The organism is Pseudomonas sp. TH04 (genome assembly GCF_016651355.1).
Lineage (GTDB): Bacteria > Pseudomonadota > Gammaproteobacteria > Pseudomonadales > Pseudomonadaceae > Aquipseudomonas > Aquipseudomonas fluorescens.
On sequence record NZ_JAEKEA010000001.1, the window covers coordinates 4658414 to 4676954 of the forward strand.

The window sequence follows — 18541 nt, forward strand, 5'->3', positions numbered from 1 at the left end:
CCCTGTGTGTAAACTTGCGGCCATCTGGCATTAACCATAATCAGGTAAGGGAAACGGGGATGAGTGACGAATTGCGTATAGGCAGGGAGCGGCGCTTTCTGGTGTTGCTGGGCATCATCTGCCTGGCGCTGATCGGCGGCGCGCTGTACATGCAAGTCGTGTTGGGCGAGGCGCCGTGCCCGCTGTGCATCCTGCAGCGCTACGCCTTGTTGTTGATTGCGATATTTGCGTTCATCGGCGCCGCCATGCGCCGCAAGGGCGCGGTCACGCTGTTTGAAGGGTTGGTGGTACTCAGTGCGCTGGGCGGCGTCGCTGCGGCCGGCCACCATGTGTACACCCAGTTCTTCCCGCAAGTCAGCTGCGGCATCGATGTGCTGCAGCCGATTGTTGATGACCTGCCGCTGGCCAAGGTGTTCCCGCTGGGCTTCCAGGTTGATGGCTTCTGCAGCACGCCTTACCCGCCGATCCTCGGCCTGTCCCTGGCGCAATGGGCACTGGTGGCGTTCGTGCTGACGGTGATCCTGGTGCCGTTGGGCATTTACCGGAATCGCCGACCCAACGCCTGAGTCTGTTCACTGAAACGCCCCGGTCTTCCTTAAAGGAAGGCCGGGGCGTTTTTGTTCGTAGGGATTTGTGAAAGTGCTGTGACGCGCAGCAACTTGAGGTGTGCGCAGTGTGCGACATGTTGTCACACGGAAGCTGCCGCAGGACGTTTCTGCTGTGCCGGACCTTCGCATAAATTTGCGCCAGGAAGCCAAATTGTGCTGTCAGTTCGTGGTTTGAATGACGCCGCGAGCGCCGCGTGGTTCCAGCGCTTCGGTGATGTCCGAATGCCTTGTTTTATGGGGACTTGGATGCGTTTGGCATGCCCTTACAGCGTGTAAGGGTTGAGTGGCTGTGCTGAATAACACGGCAATTTTTGTGGTTTTTGTGGGGAATCGAACACGATAAGATCGCGAACCTTTGCAGGAATGGTGAAGGATTGTTGCTGGAATCGATAAAAATTATTTCTTTATAAGACATGGTTTATACATCGCTAGCTAACTACAATCGCCCGCACTGAATGTCCGGTGCTGTTCAATCTTTGAGCATTGGAGCGGTCGAGGGGCAGATGGATGGCTCTGTGCGACCCCAGGTTCCGGCAGCCTTTCAACTTTCCGCACCAAATGGAATTGGTCTGTAACAAGGCCTTTAACCACGAAATCGAATAAGAACTCACCGCAGGTCCGTGACACGTCCATTTATGGCGTACCGGGCAGGCTCTTATTCAATCGAAGAGAAATGCCAACCCTTGGCAGGGTGAAGTGTTGGCGATCAAAACCCAACTGCATTGCGCAAGCTGCTTTAGAGGTCGTGAGATGAGTAAAAACAGGTACCCCCGATTACTAGGCTTTTTGCCGCTGCTTGGCATGATGTTAATGCTGGGAGGCTGCAAGTGGACCTTGCTCGACCCAAAAGGACAGGTCGGTCTGGATGAACGAAACCTGATCATCACCGCCACCCTGCTGATGCTGCTGGTCGTGGTCCCCGTGATCATCATGACCTTCGCCTTCGCCTGGAAATACCGCGCGTCGAACACCAGCGCGACCTACGCGCCGAAGTGGTCGCACTCCACCAAGATCGAAGTCGCAGTGTGGCTGGTGCCGATCCTCATCATCATTGCCCTGGGCTATGTGACCTACAAGTCCACCCACGCACTGGACCCGTACCGTCCGCTGGAATCCGACGTCAAGCCGATCAACATCGAAGTGGTCGCGCTGGACTGGAAGTGGCTGTTCATCTACCCGGACCTGGGTATCGCGACGGTTAACGAAATCCAGTTCCCGGAGCACACTCCGCTGAACTTCAAGATCACCTCCGACGCCGTGATGAACTCGTTCTTCATCCCCGCTCTGGGCGGCCAGATCTACGCAATGGCAGGCATGCAGACCAAGCTGCACCTGATCGCCAACCAGAAAGCTGAAATGGAAGGCATCTCCGCTAACTACAGCGGCGCTGGCTTCACCGGCATGAAATTCAAAGCGATCTCGACGAGCCAGGAAGATTTCGACGCCTGGGTAGCCAAAGTCAAGGCCGCACCTAAACAGCTTGATCAAGCTGAATACGATGCCCTTGCCAAACCAAGCCAGAACAACCCCGCCACTCTGTACTCCGCGTACACGCCGGACCTGTTTCAGAAAATCGTCGACAAGTACGAAGGTATGAAGCCAGGCAAGCCGGTCAAGCACGAGAAGAAAGAAGTGGCCGTGGTTGAAGGTTCTGACACGGGCTCGCATTCAACTGCTGGGGCAGAGGAGTAAACGATGTTTGGTAAATTAAGTTGGGATGCGGTCCCGTTCCACGAGCCGATCGTGATGGTGACCATCGCCATGATCGCGCTGGGTGGTCTGGCACTGTTTGCTGCAATCACGTATTTCAAGAAATGGACCTACCTGTGGACCGAGTGGTTGACGTCTGTCGACCACAAGAAAATCGGTGTCATGTACGTCATCGTTGCCATGGTCATGCTGCTGCGTGGTTTTGCCGACGCCATCATGATGCGTACCCAGTTGGCCATGGCCACCGAGGGTTCGCCTGGCTACCTGCCGCCTGAACACTATGACCAGATCTTCACCGCTCACGGTGTGATCATGATCATCTTCATGGCGATGCCATTCTTCACCGGCTTGATGAACCTTGCCTTGCCGCTGCAGATCGGTGCGCGTGACGTTGCCTACCCGTTCCTGAACTCCCTGAGCTTCTGGCTGCTGGTGTCCGGCGTGGTGCTGATCAACCTGTCCCTGGGCGTCGGCGAATTCGCCAAGACCGGTTGGGTTGCGTATCCGCCGTTGTCGGGTATCCAGTACAGCCCTGGCGTGGGTGTGGACTACTACATTTGGGCGCTACAGTTATCAGGACTCGGGACGACACTGACGGGGGTCAACTTCCTGGCCACCGTCCTGAAAATGCGCGCCCCTGGCATGAAACTGATGGACATGCCGATCTTCACCTGGACCTGCACCTGGGCCAACGTCCTGATCGTGGCTTCGTTCCCGATCCTGGCCGCTACCATGGCGCTGCTGTCGCTTGACCGTTACCTGGATTTCCACATTTTCACCAACGAACTTGGTGGCAATCCAATGATGTACGTGAACCTGTTCTGGGCATGGGGTCACCCTGAGGTGTACATCCTGATCCTGCCAGCGTTCGGTATCTTCTCTGAAGTGATCTCGACCTTTACCGGCAAGCGCCTGTTCGGTCACCACTCGATGGTCTACGCCTCCGGCGCGATCTCCGTACTGGGCTTCATGGTTTGGCTGCACCACTTCTTCACCATGGGCTCGGGGGCAAGCGTCAACGCCTTCTTCGGCCTGGCGACGATGCTGATTTCCATCCCGACGGGGGTGAAGCTATTCAACTGGCTGTTCACCATCTACCACGGTCGTCTGCGTATCACCAGCCAGGTTCTGTGGACCTTGGGCTTCATGGTGACCTTCGCTATCGGCGGCATGACTGGCGTACTGCTGGCCATCCCGGGTGCTGACTTCGTCCTGCACAACAGCCTGTTCGTGATCGCTCACTTCCACAACGTGATCATCGGTGGTGCGGTATTCGGTTACATCGCTGGTTTCAGCTTCTACTTCCCGAAAGCGTTCGGCTTCAAGCTGCACGAAGGCTGGGGCAAGGCTGCATTCTGGTTCTGGATCTCGGGCTTCTTCGTCGCGTTCATGCCGCTCTATGCACTGGGCTTCATGGGCATGACCCGTCGTCTGAACGCTACGACCAACCCTGAGTGGGTGCCGTACCTGTACGTTGCCATGTTCGGTGCGTTGATGATCGCTGCCGGTATCGCCTGCCAGTTGATCCAGCTGTACGTGAGTATCCGTGACCGTAAGCAGAACGCTTGCGAATCCGGCGACCCATGGAATGGCCACACTCTGGAATGGTCGACTTCGTCGCCACCGCCGTTCTACAACTTCGCTGTGATTCCTACTGCGAACACGATCGATGCGTTCACCGAAGCGAAGGAAGACGGTACTGCGTACCAGCAACCCAAGCACTACGAGCCGATCCACATGCCGAACAACACCGCCACTGGCGTGGTGATGGGCGCGCTGTTGACCGTGTTCGGTTTCGCGATGATCTGGCACATCTGGTGGCTGGCAATCGTGGGCCTGGTTGGCACTATCGGTTACTTCATCATTCACGCTGCCCGTGATGATCAAGGCTACATGGTGCCGGTCGAAACGATCGAGCGCATCGAAGCCGAGCAACACGCTCGCCTGGTAGCCGAGAAGAAAATCCCGGCCAACCGTGTAGAAACCTCGTTGGAACAGGCTTAAACCATGTCGAACTTAGTGACCAATGCTGGACACGCCCATGTCGATGACCATGGGCACGATGACCATCACCACGACTCGGGGCCAATGACCGTATTCGGTTTCTGGCTCTACCTGATGACCGACTGCATCTTGTTTGCGTCGATCTTCGCGGTGTACGCGGTACTGGTAAACAACGTAGCGGGTGGCCCGTCGGGCCACGACATCTTCGAACTGCCTTACGTGCTCGGCGAAACCGCCTTGCTGTTGTTCAGTTCGATCACCTACGGCTTCGCCATGTTGGCCTTCTACAAGGGCAACAAGAAAGGCGTACTGAGCTGGTTGGCACTGACCTTCCTGTTCGGCCTGGGCTTCATCGGCATGGAGATCAACGAGTTCCACCTGCTGATCTCCGAAGGCTACGGCCCGCACCGTTCCGGCTTCCTGTCCGCGTTCTTCACGCTGGTAGGCACCCACGGTCTGCACGTAACTGCCGGCCTGCTGTGGATGGCGGTGATGATGTATCAGGTCAATAAACACGGCCTGACCAACACCAACAAGACTCGCCTGAGCTGCCTGAGCCTGTTCTGGCACTTCCTGGACGTGGTCTGGATCTGCGTATTCACCGTCGTCTACTTGATGGGGACCCTGTAATGGCTAATGCACACTCCCATGACCATGACAGCCATGATGCGAGCCACGGCAGCGTAAAGTCTTACGCTATCGGCTTCATCCTGTCGGTAATCCTGACCCTGATCCCATTCGGCCTGGTGATGTACCCAACCTTGCCGAAGTCGATCACCTTGATGATCGTCCTGGCGTTCGCGGTGATCCAGGTGCTGGTTCACCTGGTGTACTTCCTGCACCTGGACCGCTCCAAAGAGCAGCGCGATAACGTGATTGCATTCGTGTTCGCAGGTCTTGTGATCCTGCTGCTGGTTGGCCTGTCGATATGGATCATGTTCAGCATCCATACGTTCATGATGGCGAAGTGAGGTAAGACCCGATGTCGCTTAAGCACTTTATCCAAATCACCAAACCGGGGATCATTTTCGGTAACGTGCTTTCTGTGGCAGGCGGTTTCTTCCTGGCCTCCAAGGGACATGTCGATCTGGCCATCTTCCTGGCTGCAATGATCGGTACGTCCCTGGTGGTAGCTTCCGGTTGTGTGTTCAACAACTGCATCGACCGCGACATCGACATCAAGATGGAACGCACCAAGAATCGTGTGCTGGTCCAGGGCCTCATCTCCCTGAAACTGGCACTGATCTACGCGACCGTCCTGGGTGTTGCCGGTGTGGCACTGTTGTACAAGGTGGCCAACCCGTTGGCGGCGCTGTTTGCCGTGATCGGTTTTGTTATCTACGTCGGCCTTTACAGCCTGTACCTCAAGCGCAAGTCGGTTCACGGCACGCTGGTGGGCAGTCTGTCGGGGGCGATGCCGCCGGTGATTGGTTATGTGGCTGTGACCAATAGCTTCGACATGGCCGCGCTGGTGCTGCTGGTGATGTTCAGCCTGTGGCAGATGCCGCATTCCTATGCCATCGCGATCTTCCGCTTCAATGACTACCTGGCTGCTTCGATTCCGGTTCTGCCGGTTAAGCGTGGCATCGAGGTCGCCAAGAAACACATCCTGCTCTACATCCTGGCCTTCCTCGTGGCGACCTTGATGTTGACCTTCAGTGGCTACGCCGGCATGAGCTACCTCGCCGTGGCCGCCGCCATGGGCATGTACTGGTTGTACATGGCCTGGACCGGCTACAAGGCAGTGGATGACACTGTCTGGGCGCGCAAGCTGTTCGTGTTCTCGATCTTCACCATCACCGCGCTCAGCGTGATGATGTCCCTGGATTTCCAAGTACCGAAAGAGCTGTTGCTGACCTACGCTCACTGATCGTTCATGCATTAAAAAACCCCGCCTTCGCAAGAAGCGCGGGGTTTTTTATGGCATGCCCTTTAAACTATTCCCACCTTCTACAAATGCAGGAAGCAACGTGATGAGTAAAAAAGCCGTTATGGTATTCAGTGGCGGGCAGGACTCGACCACTTGCTTGATCCAGGCGCTGCCGCTGTATGACGAAGTGCACTGCATCACCTTCGACTATGGTCAGCGTCACGTGGCGGAAGTTGAAGTCGCACAGCGCTTGGCGCAACAACTGGGGGCCACCGTTCACAAAGTCATGGACGTGTCCTTGCTCAACGAGTTGGCCATCAGCAGCCTGACCCGCGACAACATTCCCGTGCCGACCGTGAACAGCTCGGGTGAAAGCCTGCCAAGCACCTTTGTGCCGGGCCGCAATATCCTGTTCCTGACCTTGGCGTCGATCTACGCCTATCAGGTTAAAGCTGAGACCGTGATTACAGGCGTGTGCGAAACCGACTTCTCGGGCTACCCAGATTGCCGGGATGAGTTCGTCAAGGCGCTGAACACGGCGCTGCAACTGGGGATGGATTACACGCTGCGCCTGGACACCCCGCTGATGTGGCTGAACAAGGCCGAGACCTGGGCGCTGGCTGACTACCACCACCAACTGGAACTGGTGCAGCACCAGACCCTGACCTGCTACAACGGCATCATTGGCGCCGGTTGCGGCCAGTGCGATGCGTGCAACCTGCGCGCGCGAGGCTTGAATGATTACCTGCAGAACAAGGCGAGTGTCATGCAGAGCCTGAAGCACAAGCTGCAGCTGAGCTAAATCAGCCGACCGCTGCCTCGTCATACTCCTTTGTATGTGCTGCGTGAATTCAGCACCCGCCTACAAGGAGTTGCCCATGGTCAGTGTCAGTCGCCGCTCCCTTCTCGCCTTCGGCGCCGCTTTGCCGGTGCTGGGGCGCCTGGATTGGGCGGTTGCCAGCCCGCCACCGGCCACGGCTGACACGGTGCGGCTCAACTATAACGAAAGCCCCTACGGCCCCTCGGACGCCGCCCGCGAGGCGATGCAGCGCGGTGTCGGCAGCTCCGGGCGTTACCCCTACGAACACATGTATGCCCTGGCTGGTGTGTTTGCCCGCCAGCAAGGCATTGCCGAAGAACAGGTCGCGGTATTCGCCGGTTCCATGGCCGCCTTGCGTTATGCCGTCGTGGCGTTTACCAGCGCGAGCCGCGGGCTGGTGATGGCCACGCCATGCTACGAAGTGCCGCGCCAGGCGGCCGAATCGTGGGCGGCGCCGGTGCGCGAAGTGAGCCTCGATACACATCACGCCCATGATGTGCCGGCCATGCTCGCCGCCGATCCCCAGGCGGGCATGCTCTACCTGTGCAACCCCAACAACCCGACCGGCACCGTCACACCCACCGACGCGATCCGCCAAGCGCTGGCGAACAAGCCCCAAGGCAGTGTGCTCGTGGTGGACGAGGCCTACATCGACTTCTCGGACGCCCAAAGCTGTGTCAGTTGGGTCAAGGACCACGACGATTTGCTGGTACTGCGCACCTTCTCGAAAATATACGGCATGGCCGGCGCACGCCTGGGGCTGGCAATCGGCAACCCGGCACTGCTGGAGCGTCTGGCGGTGTTCGGCGGCGACAATGTGCCGGCTGCCTCCACGTTACTCGGTGCCCGGGCAAGCCTGGAAGACCCCAAGCTGCTCGCGCAACGCAAGGCGCTCAACACCCAGCTGCGCGATGAAAGTGTGGCGTGGCTCAAGGGCCGAGGGTTTACGTGCACCGCGTCGCAGAGCAATTGCTTCATGATCGACGTAAAGCAACCGGCGCAGCAGGTCATCGATACGCTGGCCGCACACGGCGTGCTGGTCGGGCGGGTGTGGAAAGACTGGCCGCAATGGGTGCGGGTGACGGTGGGGAGCAAGCAGGAGATGGCGCGTTTTCGCGAGGTGTTTGCGGCGACTGTTTGAACTGCCGCCGATCCAACGTGGGAGCCGGCAAGCCCGCTCCCACCTGTTGAGTCCCGCTGGGTTGCAGGCAGCGAGTTACTGCTGCGCGATGCTGTACCCATCAAACGCAGTCTGTTGCTGCAGTGCAGTAATCACGCTCTTGCGGCTCAACGGCTGCTCTGCGCCGGTGTTATCCACAAAGCTTTCGACCTCCAGCTCCGCGTCATCGCCATCACCCACAAAGCTGAAACCCAGGAACTCGAACGCCTCGCGGTCAACATTGAGCTTGGAGCGCGGCGTGCGCAGCGGCAGGGTGACGCTGATGCCGTCCTTGCTGATGACAAACACTTCGGCTTCTTTCTTGGCCCGTGACGCTTTGCTCTTGCCGGCGCTCGGGTTGCTGATGGCCTGGTGGGACTGGTTCAGCACTTTGAGGGCCAGGCCGTAGACCAGCTCCTGGAACTCGGGGTCGTCCTTGAAGCTGGACAAGATGCGGCTGATGGAAAATTTGCTGCTGAGGTCTTCCAGGGCGATGTTGTCGGCGGCCTCGGCATCTTTGAGTTGCTTGAGCTGGCCCATCAGGTCGTAGGCCTTGTCGTCGTCGAAGGCGTCGTGGGCTTGGCGGATCGCCACGCGCAATTCGCGGATCTGGTCGCTTTCCTTGGAGGTGTGAAACGCGTCCAGCACCATTTCGCTGATGATCTTGGCGGCAGGCACATGCTGTGAAAGATTGATGGCGTTTTCGTATTCGGCCTTGGAATGCAAGGCGACTACGGACTCTTCGGCGGATTTTTCAGTGTAAGAATCGGACATTAAAATTTCACTACTTCAATAAACGGAACAAAAAAGCGTCGCGCATTTTCAGTGGGTAGAGGGATCAGGTCAAGGCAGCACAATGCCCTTATCGCGGCGCAACACGGCCAGCGCCCGCTGCAGCCGTATGGCCCGCCCGCAGAACAGACCGACGGTAAACCCGGACACACCGCCGACCGCCACCAGCATCGGGTGCGTGCTCAATAGCAGCGGGTGCACCGCCTGCTGGTAGCCGAAGTAGTACTTCACGGCAAAGAACAGTTGCGAGATCAGCAGGGTCTTCCAGGTGCCCGCCAGCACCAGGGTGTCGCCATTGGCGTCGAGCCGCGCGCCCCGTGCGTTGAACAGCCACATCCCCAGCAGGCTGCCTGCCAGTGCGCCGGCAACCCAGGCGCTGCTCGACAGGATGGACGGTGCCAGCGACATCAGCGACCACACCACCAGCACCACCGGCAGGATCATCAACGAGCGACGAGTCTCGCGCCCGCCCAGGCAGGCCTTGATACCGTAGTAACAAATCCACAGGTAAATGGCGTACACCCAAAGGGGCGTGCCTTGGAGGATATCGAGCATGGGCGCTTCCGTGCGGTGGGTGGCTAGGCGCTGAATAGTCGTTGAGCCGCTACGGGGTTGTCCATCGAATTGGCACCGGCGCGCAACTACAGGCCACGCCGGACAACGTCAACGTGACCTACGCCAAACAATCCACGCGATCAAGCCAACTGCTTGAGGCAGTCCTCCAGAATATCCAGGCCTTCCTCCAGCACGGCGGGCTCGATGGTCAGCGGCGCCAGCAACCGGATGATATGCCGCGACTTGCCGCTGGGCATCAGCAGCAGGCCGGCATCCCGCGCCAGGCTGAGCAGTTGGGTCAGTTGCCTGGGCGCGGGCGTGCCGTCGGCATTGGCCAGTTCGAGGCCGCGCATGGCACCGACGCCGGTCAGACGGCCCAAATAGGGCGACAGGCGCTGTTCGCGCCAGGCGGCGTAACGGCTGACGATGGCTTCTTCCTGCTGTGCACCCCAGGTGCTCAAGTGCGCATCGGTCATTGCATCCAGCGTTGCCAAGCCGGCCGCACAAGCAATCGGGTTGCCGGAATAGGTGCCGCCCAAGCCGCCTTTGGGCAAGTTGTCGAGCAGTGCTTTACGCCCGACCACCGCGCCCAAGGGCACGCCGCCGGCGATGCTTTTGCCGAGCAGGATCAGGTCCGGTTCGATACCCAGGCGCGAGAACGCAAACCGCTGGCCGGTACGCCCGAACCCGGACTGGATTTCATCGGCGATCAGCAGGATGTTTTTCTCGTCACAGAAGCGGCGCAAGGCGTGCGCGAACTCGATATCCAGGGCCAGAAAACCGCCTTCGCCCTGCACCGGTTCGATGATGAAACAGGCGACATCGTCGACGTCGATTTCAACGCTGAACAGCCGGTCCATGGCCTTGAGTGCCTCCCCGCAGGTCACGCCGTTGTCGGCGCTGGGGTAGGGCAGGTGATACACCGGGCCGGGCAGTACACCGATTTTTTGCTTGTAGGGCGCCACCTTGCCATTGAGGTTGAGCGTGGCCAAGGTGCGGCCGTGGAAGGCGCCGTCGAAGGCAATCACCGCCGTGCGGCCAGTGGCGCCACGGACGATCTTCAAGGCGTTTTCCGCCGCTTCCGCGCCACTGTTGGTGAGCATGCCGCTGACGGGGTAGCCCACCGGGATAAACGCGCTCAGGCGGTCCATCAGTTCGATATAGGGCGCGTGCGGCGCAGCATTGAACGCGTAGTGGGTAAGTTTGGTCGCCTGTTCGCGAATCGCCGCCACCACGCCCGGATGGCAATGCCCGAGGTTGAGCACGCCGATGCCGCCGACAAAATCGATGTAGCGCTTGCCCGTGGTATCCCAGACTTCAGCGTTCTTGCCGTGGCTGAGGCTGATGGGGTGAACAATGGAAATCGACTGGCTGATGGTTTCGCGGCTCATGAATCTCGGACTCGGCAATGGCGGGCTTCTATTTATCTAAGCCGCCTGCCATGCCCTGTCGCAAACGAAATAAAGTCGCCGGGTCATTATTAAAAGTCGGGATGTGCGTGTGTGTAGTTCACCATCCAGGTCAGGAAGGCTTTCACTTTAGGGACCTCACCGGCATGTTCGGCGTGGGCGATAAAGTGCGCGCCGGCGCTGGGCATCGCGTAATTCCAAGGGGTCATCAGGCTGCCGTTGGCCAACTCGTCGGCCACCAGGTACTGCGGCACCAACGCTACGCCGTAGCCCGATTGCGCCGCGCGGATGCACATGTAGAACGTGTCGAAGCGCGGCCCGTGGTAGCTGTTCTGCGAGTGCAGGCCCTGTTCCAGGAACCACTCATGCCAGGCTTCCGGGCGTGACGTGCATTGCAGCAAGGTATGGCGCGACGACGCATCGCTGCCCTCGGCGACAAACCCCGGCGCACACACCGGCACCACGGCTTCGCGAAACAGCTCGATGCAGGTTGCTCCCGGCCACGAGCCCTGGCCGAAGAAAAACGCGATGTCGGCCTTGGCCTGCAGCACGTCGAAGGGCTCCAGTTCGTTGCGCACATCCAGGTGGATAGTCGGGTGTTTGGCCGCGAAATCCTTGAGCTTGGGCACCAACCAGCGGTCGCCGAACGTTGGCTGGGTGGCGATGCGCAGCACCTCGGTCTCGCCGCCATAGGTGAGGATGTAGCGGCTGGAGATGTCCACCTGGGTGAGAATCTTGTGCACCTCGGCGAGGTACAGCGAGCCCGCCGGCGACAGATACAAACGCTGGCGCACCCGTTCGAAGAGATTGTGGCAAAGCATTTCTTCGAGCTGCGCCACCTGCTTGCTCACGGCACTTTGGGTCAGGTGCAGTTCTTCGGCGGCGCGGGTGAAACTCAGGTGGCGGGCGGCGGCTTCGAAGCATTGCAGGGCGGTCATCGAAGGGGTCAAGCGTTTTGAGATCATGCAGTTCATTCCAAATCGGAAGGAGCCTTTGCCTAAAGGTCGTTTGTGGCTGGGCAGTAAAGCCGTCGATACTGCGCGGCAACACTATAAACCGGCGCGGGCTGTGCGGCGCCGAATAATAAAGTTCGACAGGGAGTGCCTCGCATGAAAAACCTCAAAACCACCTTGGCCGCGTTCACGGCGGCTGCGGCCGTGGGCCTGGCGGGCAGCGCTCACGCCGGCGTCACCCTGGATGCGATCCAGAAGAAAGGGTTTATCCAGTGTGGCGTCAGTGATGGCCTGCCGGGTTTTGGCGTGCCCGATTCCAAGGGCAAGATGACCGGCATCGACGTGGACGTTTGCCACGCAGTCGCCGCGGCCGTGTTCGGTGATGCGTCCAAAGTGAAGTTCAGCCAGTTGACCGCCAAGGAGCGATTCACCGCGCTGCAATCGGGTGAAATCGACCTGATCTCACGCAACACGACGTGGACCAGTTCCCGCGATTCCGGCATGGGCCTAGTGTTCACCGGTGTGACCTATTACGACGGCATCGGCTTTCTGGTGAACAACAAGTTGGGCGTGACCGGCGCCAAGCAATTGGACGGCGCGACCGTCTGTATCCAGGCCGGCACCACCACCGAACTGAATGTTTCGGATTACTTTCGCACCAACGGCATGAAGTACACGCCGATTACCTTCGACACCGCCGACGAAAGCGCCAAGGGCCTTGAAGCCGGGCGTTGCGATGTGCTCACCACCGACCAGTCGGGCCTGTATGCGCAGCGCATCAAGATGGCTCACCCGGATGAGTTTGTGGTGCTGCCCGAGGTGATTTCCAAGGAGCCGCTCGGGCCATTGGTGCGCAAGGGCGACGATGAGTGGTTCAGCATCGTCAAGTGGACCTTGTTCGCCATGCTCAATGCCGAAGAGATGGGCATCAACTCGCAGAACGTCGAAGAACAGGCCAAGTCCACCAAGAACCCCGATGTCGCCCGCCTGCTCGGTGCCGACGGCGATTACGGCAAAGACCTGAAGCTGCGCAAGGACTGGGTGGTGCAGATCGTCAAGCAAGTGGGCAACTACGACGAAGTGTTCGAACGCAATGTCGGCCAGGGCAGCGTGTTGAAGATCAAGCGTGGGCTCAATGCGTTGTGGAGCAACGGCGGCATCCAGTACGCGCCGCCGGTACGGTGAGGTGAGCGCTGTCGCGTTTTAGCGAGGCTGCGACGCAAGCCCTGCGCTGCATTGGGGCTTGCGCGGTTTGAATCGCAGAGGGTTGCTGCTTCAGTTTAGCCGCTACAGACCATCACGTTGGCGCGACCATTCTCGTGCGAGGCGTGCCATCGGCGTTGTGCTGGTAAATCGCCTCGGGTTGGCCCTGTGCATTGAAAAACACCTGGCCGATTCCCGCCGAATTCCACAGCCGCTCACCGGCCTGCGCATGCTCCGGAATATGCGGCACCACCTGCATGATCCGTCGGCGGGTGAACCAGTTGAGTGGCGAGCGTGGCGAGTAGAGCCAGCGGTTCAGGCGGTCGAACCACTCCAGCAAGCGTGGCGGGAATTGGTTCTTGATGCCGCTGCTGGTGATCTGCCAGATCCTCGGGCCGGCGTTGCGGTGGCGGATCAGCACTTCGTAGACAAACGAGTAGTGCACGTCGCCCGAGAGAATCACGTAGTTACCCGGCGTGCGCGAGTGGCGGAAAATGTTGAGGATCACCTGGGCGGCGCCGCGATGGGCCATCCAGTTTTCGGCGTCCACCAGCAGTGGGTAGCCGCACCAACTGAATACCTTTTGCACCGTCTCAATCAGCTTGACGCCAAAGATCGGCGCGGGCGAGACGATGATGGCACTGGGATGATCCAGCAGGGCCTGTTGCAACTCGCTCAAGGCTTCCCAGTCCAGCAGGCCGGACGGTTGCTTGAGGGTGAACTCGCTGCGCCAGCGCCGGGTGCGCGTGTCGAGCACCACCAGGGCGGGGGAGGTGGGCAGTACGTAATGCCATTGCTGGAATTTCAACATCCCTTGCAACAGCGCGTCCTGTGCTGCGGCGTCCAGATGATTGTCTTGGGTGGTTGCGGTCAATGCCTGGATTTGGATGAGCAATTCATCAAAGGCGCACGGCTGATTGCCCCAGCCCTGGCATAGCAGGTAAGCGAGCAGGGCATTGCCGATGATGCGCTTGGAGAACGGATGGCCGTAGGCGGTTTCTTCCCATTGCGCGCTGAGGTTCCAGTCATCGGTGATGTCGTGGTCGTCGAAGATCATCAGCGTCGAAAGGTGGGCGAACACTCGCGCGGCGCCGGGCAGGCCATGGCGGAACTGATCGATCTGTACCTGTTCGCGGGTATACCGCTGCTGTTCCTCGACGCCCAGTTGCGGTGGCTGTGGCGTGATGAGCGTCCAGGGCGTGGGCGACCAGACCAGCAGGTACATCGCCAGCACCTCGGCGAAGGTCACCAAGTGGTTGTCGGCGGTGCTGCTGGTAAAAATCGGCTTCTTTGCACCGCCGAAAAAACGTTCGCGCAGGGTCTCGTTGCTGTCCAGCGCGGGCAGCAGGTCCGCCCGATGGTAATAGCTGGCGTGATGCGTGTAGAGGCTGGCGCTGTCGTTCACCACGGCGCCTTCCAGGCGTTCGTCGAACAGCCCCAGGCGCGTGATCAGCGCATGAATCGCCCGCAGCATGGTCCCGGCGACATCGTCGGCGTAGATCTGGTCACCGCTCATCATCAGCAGGGCCGGGCGTTGGGCCGGTGTGTGGGCGTCAGCCAGCAAGCGGTCGACGCAGAGCAAGCCTTCGTCGGCCCAGTGATGCGGTTTGCGGCAGGAGCCGTGCACCAACTGGTGGACGCGGCTGTGCAGCACAAAGCTCGCGGACTTGGCGTTGGCGTACAGAAGGTGTGGCGCCCATTCGGCGATGCCGCAGCCGTCGACCATCACGTCGTAGCCAATGGCGACGTCCTGGGGCAGAGGCGCACTCAGCCGTACGTCGATCAGGTGAATAAAGGCCTGCCGCCCAACCGGGACGACATGGCAGTGCTGCGCATCGAGGTCGATAGCCAGCGTCTCGCCTGTGGGTAACTGCAGCCTCAAGCTCAATTGCAGGGTTCGGCTTCCCACCAACCACACGACCAGGCGTTGGGGTTCCAGGCGCCTGAGCATCGGGCCAGCAAGCACCGCGGGCAATGAATCGGGTTGAGGCATGAGGACGCAGCTCTCACAAGGTAGGGCTGAAAAGGGTAGCGCAGAGGATGTCAGTGTTTTGTTAACCGCGTGCAGCGCAACAGGGCTGCACGCTGGGGCGTATCAACTGCGGCGCAGGCCGCCCGGTCTGCTCGTTGGGCCTTGTTGTGTCAAAGCAGCCGGCCTTGTCCGAGAGTGGCCAGAGAAGATTGATTTGATTGCGGCTGGGTTTGCCCGGACGCGTTGCCGTGATGGGGCGAAGCGTTTTCCGCCGGTTTGGCTGGGAGCTGCTCGCATTGTAGGGCGTGATTGAGGTTATAGGTGTGGAACGTGTTACCAATCATCATGGGTAGACCTCATGCTCAATTGAAGGATCGCTGATCGCATCAACATTCCCTTTGAGTGCGCACTGGGTCAGTGGCATTGGCCGGGGCCTGCGTTCCCGGCCAAAGGTGTCCGCGTGTTTTCTCAGGCGGCTGATGGCGTTTCAGTCCGCCTTGGGCACCGTAAACCTGAACTCACTGCCGCGCCCCAACTCACTTTGAGCTTCGATTCGCCCCCCGTGCGCTTGAACGATGCCCTGCGTGATGTACAGCCCCAACCCGCTGCCCGTGGGGTTGTTTTCGGTCTGGGTCCAATAACGGTCAAACACATGCGGCAACTGTTCAGGCGCAATGCCTTCGCCGGAGTCGCGCACCGAAAACACGATTTCTTCGCCGGTGCTCATGGCGCTGATGCCAATGTTGCCCTGCCGCGGGGTGAACTTGATGGCATTGCCGATCAGGTTCGACAGCACCTGGAACAGGCGCTCCGGGTCGGCATTGATCTGCAGGCCGGGTTCCGCGTTGAATGCCAGGTCGATGCCTTTCTCCATCGCCAATGGCGCGAGCAGGGCATAGGCCTCCTCGAACATCTGGCTGACATCCAGCGCCACGGGCTTGACTACGTAACGCCCGGCTTCGATTTTCGAGGTGTCGAGCAGGTCCTCCAGCAGCACATTCATACGCCCGGCGGCCTGTTGCATGGTGTCGATGGCCGAAGAAATCCGCCGCGACGTGTGCGGGCCTTCGGAGCTGAAGGCCTTTTGCATCATGCCGCAGAGCATCGAGATGACCGTCATCGGGTTGCGCAAATCGTGGGACACCACCGCCACCAGTTCATCACGCGCGCGCACCGCCTGTTGCTCGCGCAACACTTGGCGCGCGAGGTCGTTTTCCAGGGCCGAACGGCGCAGGTCGTTGGCCGCGAACAGGTCGCCATGGCTCCACTTGGTGGAGATACCGGCCATTTCAACTTTCCAGATTTCAAACGAAGTGCGAGGGCGCAGACGCAAACCGGCGTCGGAGTTTTCCAGGTCCAGCGGTTTGTTCGGGTTGCCGCTCCAGTTGATGTTCTCCTTCACTTCCGGGCGAAACCACAGCACACCGTTATCCACAGGCTTGGGCAAGCTCATGGCCAGCACGCCACTGGCCATTTGCTGAAACTCGGCGGCGGGCGGATACACCGACACCAGGTTGTGGCTGGAAAAGACCGGCTCGCCGTGCTGTTGCAGCCACTTGTGTAAGGCGCGAATCTGCTCCGGCTCCGGGCAGTTGCCGTAACGATGCAGTTGCTTGTCTTCGATGATTGCCACGCCGCCCGACAGGGTCAGGTCCATCAGCAATTGCGGCTGCTGGGCCAGGCCATCGAAGACGTTTTGCTCAGAGGCCTTCATCGCCCGCTCAAGCCGCACCAGTGCCTCGACTTTTTCTTCGCGTTGACGGCTGATGTCCAGGGCCTCCATGGCGCTGATCTGCAGCGACAGCACCTGGCCGATGGTCTGGCAGGCGATGCGCAGTTCATTGGGCACCAGCAATGGCTCGCGGTTACCACAACTGATCAGGCCCCAGAGCTTGTCGCCCGCCATCAACGAGATGCTCATGGACGACAACACACCCATGTTTTGCATGTACTGGCAGTGAATCGGCGACACGCTGCGCAGCGTCGCAAAGCTCAAATCCAGCGGCTGCCCGGTGTCCGGGCGCAGTTTGGGCAGCAGCGGCACCGGCTCGTAGGCGGCATTCGGGATGATGCGCAGCCAATTGGTGCGGTACAGCTCGCGGGCCTGCTCGGGGATGTCGGATGCGGGGAAGAACAGGCCGTTGAACAGCTCCATGGACGGCGCCGACGCTTCAGCGATGACCTGGCCATGGCCTTCTTCTTCGAAGCGGTAGATCAGTACCCGGTCATAACCGGTGATGGTTTGGATTTCATTCACGCTGATTTCGTACAGCGCTTGCAGGGTTTTCGCCGACTGCAGGCGTTGCAGCATTTTGCCCAAGTCACTCGTGCGGCCATTCAGGGCACGGGGCTTGAAGTCTTCGAGGCGCGGTTCGAATTCCAGCACCAGCACGTCTTGATGGCGATGCAGCAAGCCTTCAAATTGCACACCGTTGAAGTGGATATGCAGCGCGTGTGCGTCGAAAAATGTGTTGTCCTCAGCCATAGCCTGCACGGCGTGGGCGTGTTCCGCGCCAATCAATGTGTGCAGTGGTTGGCCCAACAGCGACTCTGGCGCGTGGCCGAACAAGGTGCCGACGTTGGCGCTGACCTGCAGAATATGGAGGTCTGGCTCCGACAGTGTCAGCAACACGCCGTGTGGCTGAATCGCCCCCGGCGTGCGGATGGGTTCGTCGGCACAGTTGGCAAGCAGTTCTTCAAAATCGTCGGGTTTCATAGCAGTACCTCCTGGCTGGCGAGCCATTGCTCGAAGCCGCTGAATGTCGAACAGGCTGCCTGCACCGCGCGCTGTGTCGCTGGCGCGTCCAGTGGCTGGTCGCCCAGGTAATCGAGAAAGTCTTTCCAGCGCCGACCGGTCTCGGCGCCGTACACGTTGAGAAACGCACCGCCGTTATCCGCATCAATACTCAGGCGCTTGCCCATTTCCCGGCGCAATACCTGGCCGCCCAGGGTCGCGCCTTCCAGCACATACAGTGCGCCGAGGCAGGCTGCGGGGTTATCGAACGTTGGCGGTTTGCGGCACCGGGGCAGGGCGCTGATGGCGGCGTCAGTCAGGCCAAGGGCGTGGAGATCACACAGCAAGGTGGGTGTTTTCACACGCAATGCAGTATCGAAACCATCGGGGATCAAACCACTTTCATACAACGCCGCTTCGATCGGTGCATAAAAACCGTAGTACGCCTGGAGCAAGCGCTGGTACCAGTCGGCATCCAGGCGTTCGGAGAAAAACGGCAGGCGTTTCTCCAATGCTACATGCAGCACACCAGTGCCTGAGCGCAACGCTTCCAGCAATGAGGGCGCAGCAAGGTCAGGGGCCTGTGAATGCATTCAGTGAGCTCGAACTGTGGGCCTTTTGGCCATGAATGACGCGATTAAATAGGCGACGATTCTACACAATGCATTGCCGTCAACTTCACGCATAAGGCGAAAAGCCTGACCAGCGGATCAGAAAAGTCGCTCCTTGCGTAATTAATGACCACAGGGCGG

16 protein-coding genes and 1 pseudogene are annotated in these 18541 nt (G+C 59.6%); 9 read left to right on the forward strand and 8 right to left on the reverse strand.

Going from position 1 to position 18541, the window contains the following annotated elements; all coding sequences use genetic code 11:
* The first annotated feature begins 59 nt into the window (after positions 1–59).
* Positions 60–566, forward strand: coding sequence for a disulfide bond formation protein B (locus tag JFT85_RS20920; RefSeq protein ID WP_053257917.1), 507 nt, complete (start codon positions 60–62; stop codon positions 564–566).
* 474 nt (positions 567–1040) lie between these two features.
* Here the strand turns inward: JFT85_RS20920 and JFT85_RS28610 are convergent.
* Positions 1041–1331, reverse strand: a pseudogene (locus JFT85_RS28610) (hypothetical protein).
* A gap of 27 nt (positions 1332–1358) precedes the next feature.
* Here JFT85_RS28610 and cyoA point away from each other — a divergent pair.
* From cyoA to ptaA, 7 genes are all read left to right on the forward strand, one after another.
* Positions 1359–2300, forward strand: a complete 942-nt coding sequence (gene cyoA / locus JFT85_RS20925) for a ubiquinol oxidase subunit II (protein ID WP_053257916.1) — start codon at positions 1359–1361, stop codon at positions 2298–2300.
* Between the two features lie 3 nt (positions 2301–2303).
* Positions 2304–4322, forward strand: coding sequence for a cytochrome o ubiquinol oxidase subunit I (gene cyoB, locus JFT85_RS20930; RefSeq protein WP_053257915.1), 2019 nt, complete (start codon positions 2304–2306; stop codon positions 4320–4322).
* 3 nt (positions 4323–4325) lie between these two features.
* The gene (locus JFT85_RS20935) at positions 4326–4952 is read left to right on the forward strand and encodes a cytochrome o ubiquinol oxidase subunit III (protein ID WP_010206435.1); all 627 of its coding nucleotides are present in this window, start codon (positions 4326–4328) and stop codon (positions 4950–4952) included.
* Positions 4952–5293 carry a cytochrome o ubiquinol oxidase subunit IV gene (gene cyoD / locus JFT85_RS20940; protein WP_010206434.1) on the forward strand — a complete coding sequence of 114 codons (342 nt, stop codon included), beginning with the start codon at positions 4952–4954 and terminating at the stop codon, positions 5291–5293. Before JFT85_RS20935 ends, cyoD begins: the two co-directional genes overlap by 1 nt.
* Before the next feature lie 11 nt (positions 5294–5304).
* Positions 5305–6192, forward strand: a complete 888-nt coding sequence (gene cyoE, locus JFT85_RS20945) for a heme o synthase (RefSeq protein ID WP_053257914.1) — start codon at positions 5305–5307, stop codon at positions 6190–6192.
* Positions 6193–6295: 103 nt separating this feature from the next.
* Positions 6296–6994, forward strand: a complete 699-nt coding sequence (gene queC, locus JFT85_RS20950) for a 7-cyano-7-deazaguanine synthase QueC (RefSeq protein ID WP_069553266.1) — start codon at positions 6296–6298, stop codon at positions 6992–6994.
* A 76-nt stretch (positions 6995–7070) separates the two neighbouring features.
* On the forward strand, positions 7071–8153 hold the full coding sequence (gene ptaA, locus JFT85_RS20955; RefSeq protein ID WP_078827285.1) for a pyoverdine biosynthesis transaminase PtaA: 1083 nt from the start codon (positions 7071–7073) through the stop codon (positions 8151–8153).
* Positions 8154–8228: 75 nt separating this feature from the next.
* On the opposite strand, the gene JFT85_RS20960 is transcribed toward ptaA, so the two are convergent.
* The 4 genes from JFT85_RS20960 to JFT85_RS20975 all read right to left on the reverse strand — a co-directional run bounded on the left by JFT85_RS20960 (position 8229) and on the right by JFT85_RS20975 (position 11892).
* Positions 8229–8945 carry a hypothetical protein gene (locus JFT85_RS20960; RefSeq protein ID WP_053258043.1) on the reverse strand — a complete coding sequence of 239 codons (717 nt, stop codon included), beginning with the start codon at positions 8943–8945 and terminating at the stop codon, positions 8229–8231.
* Positions 8946–9014: 69 nt separating this feature from the next.
* Positions 9015–9518 carry a DUF6622 family protein gene (locus JFT85_RS20965; protein WP_201230365.1) on the reverse strand — a complete coding sequence of 168 codons (504 nt, stop codon included), beginning with the start codon at positions 9516–9518 and terminating at the stop codon, positions 9015–9017.
* A gap of 140 nt (positions 9519–9658) precedes the next feature.
* Positions 9659–10909 carry a 2-aminoadipate transaminase gene (locus JFT85_RS20970; RefSeq protein WP_201230367.1) on the reverse strand — a complete coding sequence of 417 codons (1251 nt, stop codon included), beginning with the start codon at positions 10907–10909 and terminating at the stop codon, positions 9659–9661.
* 89 nt (positions 10910–10998) lie between these two features.
* Entirely contained in the window at positions 10999–11892 is an 894-nt protein-coding gene (locus tag JFT85_RS20975; protein ID WP_069553262.1) for a LysR substrate-binding domain-containing protein, read from the reverse strand.
* A gap of 144 nt (positions 11893–12036) precedes the next feature.
* Here JFT85_RS20975 and JFT85_RS20980 point away from each other — a divergent pair, with 144 nt between their 5' ends.
* A complete protein-coding gene (locus JFT85_RS20980; protein ID WP_053257908.1) occupies positions 12037–13065 on the forward strand; it encodes an amino acid ABC transporter substrate-binding protein in 1029 nt (342 codons plus the stop codon).
* 112 nt (positions 13066–13177) lie between these two features.
* Here the strand turns inward: JFT85_RS20980 and JFT85_RS20985 are convergent, their stop codons facing one another.
* From JFT85_RS20985 to JFT85_RS20995, 3 genes are all read right to left on the reverse strand, one after another.
* Positions 13178–15076: an alkaline phosphatase D family protein gene (locus JFT85_RS20985; protein ID WP_201230368.1), complete on the reverse strand. Its 1899-nt coding sequence runs from the start codon at positions 15074–15076 to the stop codon at positions 13178–13180.
* Positions 15077–15542: 466 nt separating this feature from the next.
* Positions 15543–17771 (reverse strand): ATP-binding protein, encoded by a 2229-nt coding sequence (locus tag JFT85_RS20990; protein ID WP_053257906.1) that lies wholly within the window; start codon positions 17769–17771, stop codon positions 15543–15545.
* Positions 17768–18382 carry a biliverdin-producing heme oxygenase gene (locus tag JFT85_RS20995; protein WP_053257905.1) on the reverse strand — a complete coding sequence of 205 codons (615 nt, stop codon included), beginning with the start codon at positions 18380–18382 and terminating at the stop codon, positions 17768–17770. Before JFT85_RS20995 ends, JFT85_RS20990 begins: the two co-directional genes overlap by 4 nt.
* Positions 18383–18541: the final 159 nt, after the last annotated feature.